The organism is Stenotrophomonas sp. PS02289 (assembly GCF_029960115.1).
Lineage (GTDB): Bacteria > Pseudomonadota > Gammaproteobacteria > Xanthomonadales > Xanthomonadaceae > Stenotrophomonas.
In genome coordinates this window covers 1-4,224 of sequence record NZ_JASCOZ010000257.1, presented here as the reverse complement: position 1 = coordinate 4,224, position 4,224 = coordinate 1, and the positions used below count along the sequence as shown (strand labels likewise).

Annotated in this window: 4 protein-coding genes; 2 read left to right on the top strand and 2 right to left on the bottom strand. The window is 66.5% G+C overall.

From position 1 onward, the window contains the following. Positions 1-64 precede the first annotated feature (64 nt). A complete protein-coding gene (locus QMX83_RS20525) occupies positions 65-967 on the bottom strand; it encodes a LysR family transcriptional regulator (RefSeq protein WP_282298474.1) in 903 nt (300 codons plus the stop codon). Between the two features lie 166 nt (positions 968-1,133). On the opposite strand from QMX83_RS20525, the gene QMX83_RS20520 reads away from it, so the two are divergent. Together QMX83_RS20520 and dkgB are read left to right on the top strand one after the other, a co-directional pair. Next, positions 1,134-2,348, top strand: a complete 1,215-nt coding sequence (locus tag QMX83_RS20520; protein ID WP_282298473.1) for an MFS transporter — start codon at positions 1,134-1,136, stop codon at positions 2,346-2,348. Positions 2,349-2,410: 62 nt separating this feature from the next. Beyond that, positions 2,411-3,214 carry a 2,5-didehydrogluconate reductase DkgB gene (gene dkgB / locus QMX83_RS20515; RefSeq protein ID WP_282298472.1) on the top strand — a complete coding sequence of 268 codons (804 nt, stop codon included), beginning with the start codon at positions 2,411-2,413 and terminating at the stop codon, positions 3,212-3,214. A gap of 57 nt (positions 3,215-3,271) precedes the next feature. On the opposite strand, the gene QMX83_RS20510 is transcribed toward dkgB, so the two are convergent. Then, positions 3,272-4,006: an alpha/beta fold hydrolase gene (locus QMX83_RS20510; protein ID WP_282298471.1), complete on the bottom strand. Its 735-nt coding sequence runs from the start codon at positions 4,004-4,006 to the stop codon at positions 3,272-3,274. Positions 4,007-4,224 lie beyond the last annotated feature (218 nt).

The following is a 4,224-nucleotide window of genomic DNA, read 5'->3' as shown; positions in this document are numbered from 1 at the left end:
TCGGAGATGTTTATAAGAGACTGGCATCCGGTAGCGCCGGCCGTTGGCGGGCCCAGGCGGTCCGTCAGCGCACAAAGGCAGGACCGGTCATTCCCCCAGCCAGGTGATCCAGGAAACTGGTGATCCGCGCGGAAACCGCCGTGTTGCGGTAATACACCGCATGGATCGGCTGCCGAACTTCCACGGTCAGCGCCGGCAGCACCTGCACCAGGGTGCCGGCGTCACGGTCGCGCTGGGTCATGAAGTCGCTCAGGCAGACGATGCCCGCCCCTTGCTGCGCGAGCCGCAGCAGGGTTTCGCCGCTGGACACCGCCACCGCGGGTTTGATGTGCAGCAGGGCATCGGTGCGCCCGGGCAGCGGCCAGTGGTTGAGCGAATCGGGTTCGTTGAAGCCCAGCAGCGCATGCTGCTGGAGGTCTTCCACCTGCTTGGGCGTGCCCTTTGCTTTCAGGTAGGACGGACTGGCCAGCACCCGTAACCGGCTGTGACCGAGCGGGCGCGCATGCAGGGTGGAGTCGGCCAGCGGGCCGATGCGGATGGCGACGTCGGTGCGGCGCTCCAGCAGGTCGATGTAACGCTCGCTGCTGTTGAGTTCCAGCGCGACGTCCGGGAAGCGTTCACGGTAGCTGGCGACCAGCGGGGCGATCACGTGCAGTACGAACGGAGTGGCAGCGTCCACGCGCAGACGCCCCGCAGGACGTTCGCGGCGGGCGGCGATCTGCTCTTCGGCGGCCTCGACCGAAGCGACGATGGCGCGGGCCTGTTCCAGGAAGGCGCTGCCCTCTTCGGTCAGCTGCAGGCGGCGGGTGGTACGGGTGAGAACGGTGGTGCCGAGCTTTTCCTCCAGGCGTGCCAGTGCGCGGCTGACGCCTGAGGTGGTCTGGCCCAGGCTCTCGGCGGCGGCGGTGATCGAGCCGCTGTCGATGACGGCGATAAAGGCCTGCATTTCGTCGAGGGTGGTTTTCATGGGGCGTTTCAGGGGTGGGGGTGGGTCGGGCACCGCGAAGCCACGCAGGGCGTGGCTCTACGGTTCATTATTGCGCGAAAATCAAGAGTGATTGGCGTGAAGACCGCTTTTTCAGCAACAGTGCGGCGAGCAGACTGCGCAGCCTCATTCCCACTGGTTGCTTCCCATGTCTCGTGGCATTCCCTTGGCCTTGTTGGCGCTGACGCTGGGTGCGTACGCCATCGGCACCACCGAATTCGTCATCGTCGGGCTGATTCCCACCATCGCTGCCGACCTCGGCGTCACCCTGCCCTCGGCGGGACTGCTGGTCTCGCTGTATGCGCTGGGCGTGGCCGTCGGCGCACCGGTGCTGACCGCGCTCACCGGTCGCGTCCCGCGCAAAACCCTGCTGGTGGCACTGATGCTGCTGTTCACGGTAGGCAACCTGATTGCCTGGATGGCCCCGACCTACGGCTCGCTGATCGTGGCGCGGGTGCTCACCGGTCTGGCGCACGGGGTGTTCTTCTCGATCGGCTCGATCATCGCGACGTCGGTGGTGCCGAAGGAGAAGGCCGCCAGCGCGATTGCGATCATGTTCACCGGGCTGACCGTGGCCCTGGTGACCGGCGTGCCGCTGGGTACGTTCATCGGCCAGCACCTGGGATGGCGCGCCACCTTCCTGGCGGTGGCGGCGCTGGGCGTGATCGCCCTGCTCGGCAGCCTGCTGTTCGTCCCCCGCAACCTGCAGCGCAGTGAGCCGGCGACCTTCGGTCAGCAGTTGGCGGTACTGGCGCAGCCGCGCCTGCTGCTGGTGTATGCGATCACCGCGCTGGGCTATGGCGGCACCTTCCTGTCCTTCACCTACCTGGCGTCGATCCTGCAGGACGTGACCGGCTTCTCGGCCAACGCGGTGAGCCTGGTGCTGCTGGTGTACGGCGTTTCGGTGGCGGTCGGCAACCTGTGGGGTGGCCGCCTGGCGGACCGTCGCGGTCCGGTTCCCGCGCTGATGCTGATCTTCAGCCTGCTGGCGCTGGTGCTGCTGGCGCTGACCTTCACCGCGCATTCCACCGTGCTGGTGCTGCTCACGGTGCTGGCGCTGGGTGCCGTGGCATTCGGTAACGTGCCCGGCCTGCAGGTGTATGTGGTGAAGCAGGCACAGCGGTTTGCGCCGCAGGCGGCGGATGTGGCCTCGGGGCTGAACATCGCGGCCTTCAATGTTGGCATTGCGATGGGCGCGTCGCTCGGCGGGCTGGTGGTGGACCACCTGGGCCTGATGCACACCCCGTGGCTGGGTGCGCTGGTGGTGCTGGGGGCGCTGGGCTTGACCGCGCTGAGCGGTCGGCTGGACCGCCGTGATGGCGTGGCCGACCGTGCCGAGGGCATTGCCGTAACGGCACATTGAGTACGTTGTTTCTGGAGCAGCGGGGCAGAGCCCCGCTCTACCTTTCCCACACTGGAGTTGTTATGAGTATTCCTGCATTTGGTTTGGGTACCTTCCGTCTGAAGGACCAGGTGGTCATCGAGTCGGTCCGCAACGCGCTGGACGTCGGCTACCGCGCGATCGACACCGCGCAGATCTACGGCAATGAGGCCGAGGTCGGCCAGGCACTGGCCGAGTCCGGCGTACCGCGCCAGGACGTGTTCCTGACCACCAAGGTCTGGATCAGCCACTTCCGCCACGACGCACTGCTGGAAAGCCTGCGCGAAAGCCTGCGCAAGCTGCGCACCGACGCGGTCGACCTGACCCTGATCCACTGGCCGTCGCCGAACGACGAGGTGCCGATGGTGGAGTACCTGGGTGCGCTGGCGCAGGCCAAGGCCGAAGGCTTGACCCGGCAGATCGGCATTTCCAACTTCACCATCGACCTGACCCGTCAGGCGGTGGAGATTCTCGGGGCCGATGCCATCGCCACCAACCAGATCGAGGTGCATCCGTACCTGCAGAACCGGGCGCTGATTGCCTACCTGCGCGAACAGGGCATCCACGTCACTGCGTACATGAGCCTGGCCTACGGCGAAGTGCTGAAAGAGCCGGTGATCCAGGCCATCGCCGAACGCCATGGCGCGACCCCGGCGCAGGTGGCGCTGGCCTGGGCCCTGCAGCAGGGTTATGCGGTGATTCCGTCCTCGACCAAGCGCGAGAACCTGGCGGCGAATCTGAAGGCCGCCGAGGTGACCTTGGATGATGAGGACATGGCGCGGATCGCGACGCTGGACCGCGGGCATCGGCTGGCGAACCCGGAGGGCATTGCGCCGGCGTGGGATTGAGATTGCGGCACCCACATTGGTAGACGGAATTCCCAGACAGTGTCTGGGAAATATCGGCTATTGCACGCGGCAAGGAAGGACGGGCATGGCCCGTCCCGACGCCAGCCAGGCGCGCAGGGCGGCGTTGACGGCTTCGGGCTGTTCCATCGGGGCCAGGTGCCCGCAGTCGGGAATGATCCGCAGGGTGGAATGCGGTGCGAGTGCGTGCATCTCCTCGCTGATCGAAGGCGGGGTGATGCGGTCGTTGGCACCGCACAGGATCAACAGCGGATCGCGATAGGCGGCCAGTACATCGTGGCCGTCCACCCGTTCGAGCGCGCTCTGGCGCAGGAAGACCTCCGCGCCCAGTCGTGCGGTCATGTCGCGCACGCGCTGTACCAGCACGTAGTCGTCCAGCCGCGAAGCATCGATGTAGCTGCGCATCAGGGTGTCACCGAAGCCGTGGAACTTGCCCGGCAGGCGCACGCTGGCCTGCTGGTTGCGGCGCTGGGCGGCGCGCTCGGGTGAGTCGGCGTGGATCGAGGTGTCGATCAGGGCCAGCCGCAGGACCCGTTCCGGCGCGGTGCGCAGGATCTGCTGGGCGACGAAACCGCCGAGGGAGAAACCGGCCAGGGCGAACTGCGGCGGGGCCTGGGCCAGTACGTCATCGACCACGGCCTGCATCGTTTCGCCACGGGTCTGGTCGCCGACGATGCAGATGGCGATGTCAGAGAGTGCTGCGATCTGCTCGCGCCACAGCTCGGCATCATTGAGCAGGCCGGGGAGCAGCACCAAGGGAATTTTTTCAGTCATGCGGCATATTGTCGCGCCGTTTGGCAGGGTGCGGTATGCCGGTCATGGTCAGATGTGTTGCGAGGTGGTGCGCGGCCGCCGGACACAACCACCGCGTGGGATGTATCCCGGTAGCGTCGGTCGACAGACGACGGCCGGTGACGGTGATCGGCACGGTGACGCATGACCCTGTTCGAGGTCATGCGCCAATGCAGTGATCACCCGTATCGGCCGTCGTC

Excerpts from the sequence above, each read along its gene's own strand:
- QMX83_RS20525 (WP_282298474.1), bottom strand. The coding sequence starts at position 967 with ATGAAAACCACCCTCGACGAAATGCAGGCCTTTATCGCCGTCATCGAC.
- QMX83_RS20520 (WP_282298473.1), top strand. The coding sequence starts at position 1,134 with ATGTCTCGTGGCATTCCCTTGGCCTTGTTGGCGCTGACGCTGGGTGCG.
- dkgB (WP_282298472.1), top strand. The coding sequence starts at position 2,411 with ATGAGTATTCCTGCATTTGGTTTGGGTACCTTCCGTCTGAAGGACCAG.
- QMX83_RS20510 (WP_282298471.1), bottom strand. The coding sequence starts at position 4,006 with ATGACTGAAAAAATTCCCTTGGTGCTGCTCCCCGGCCTGCTCAATGAT.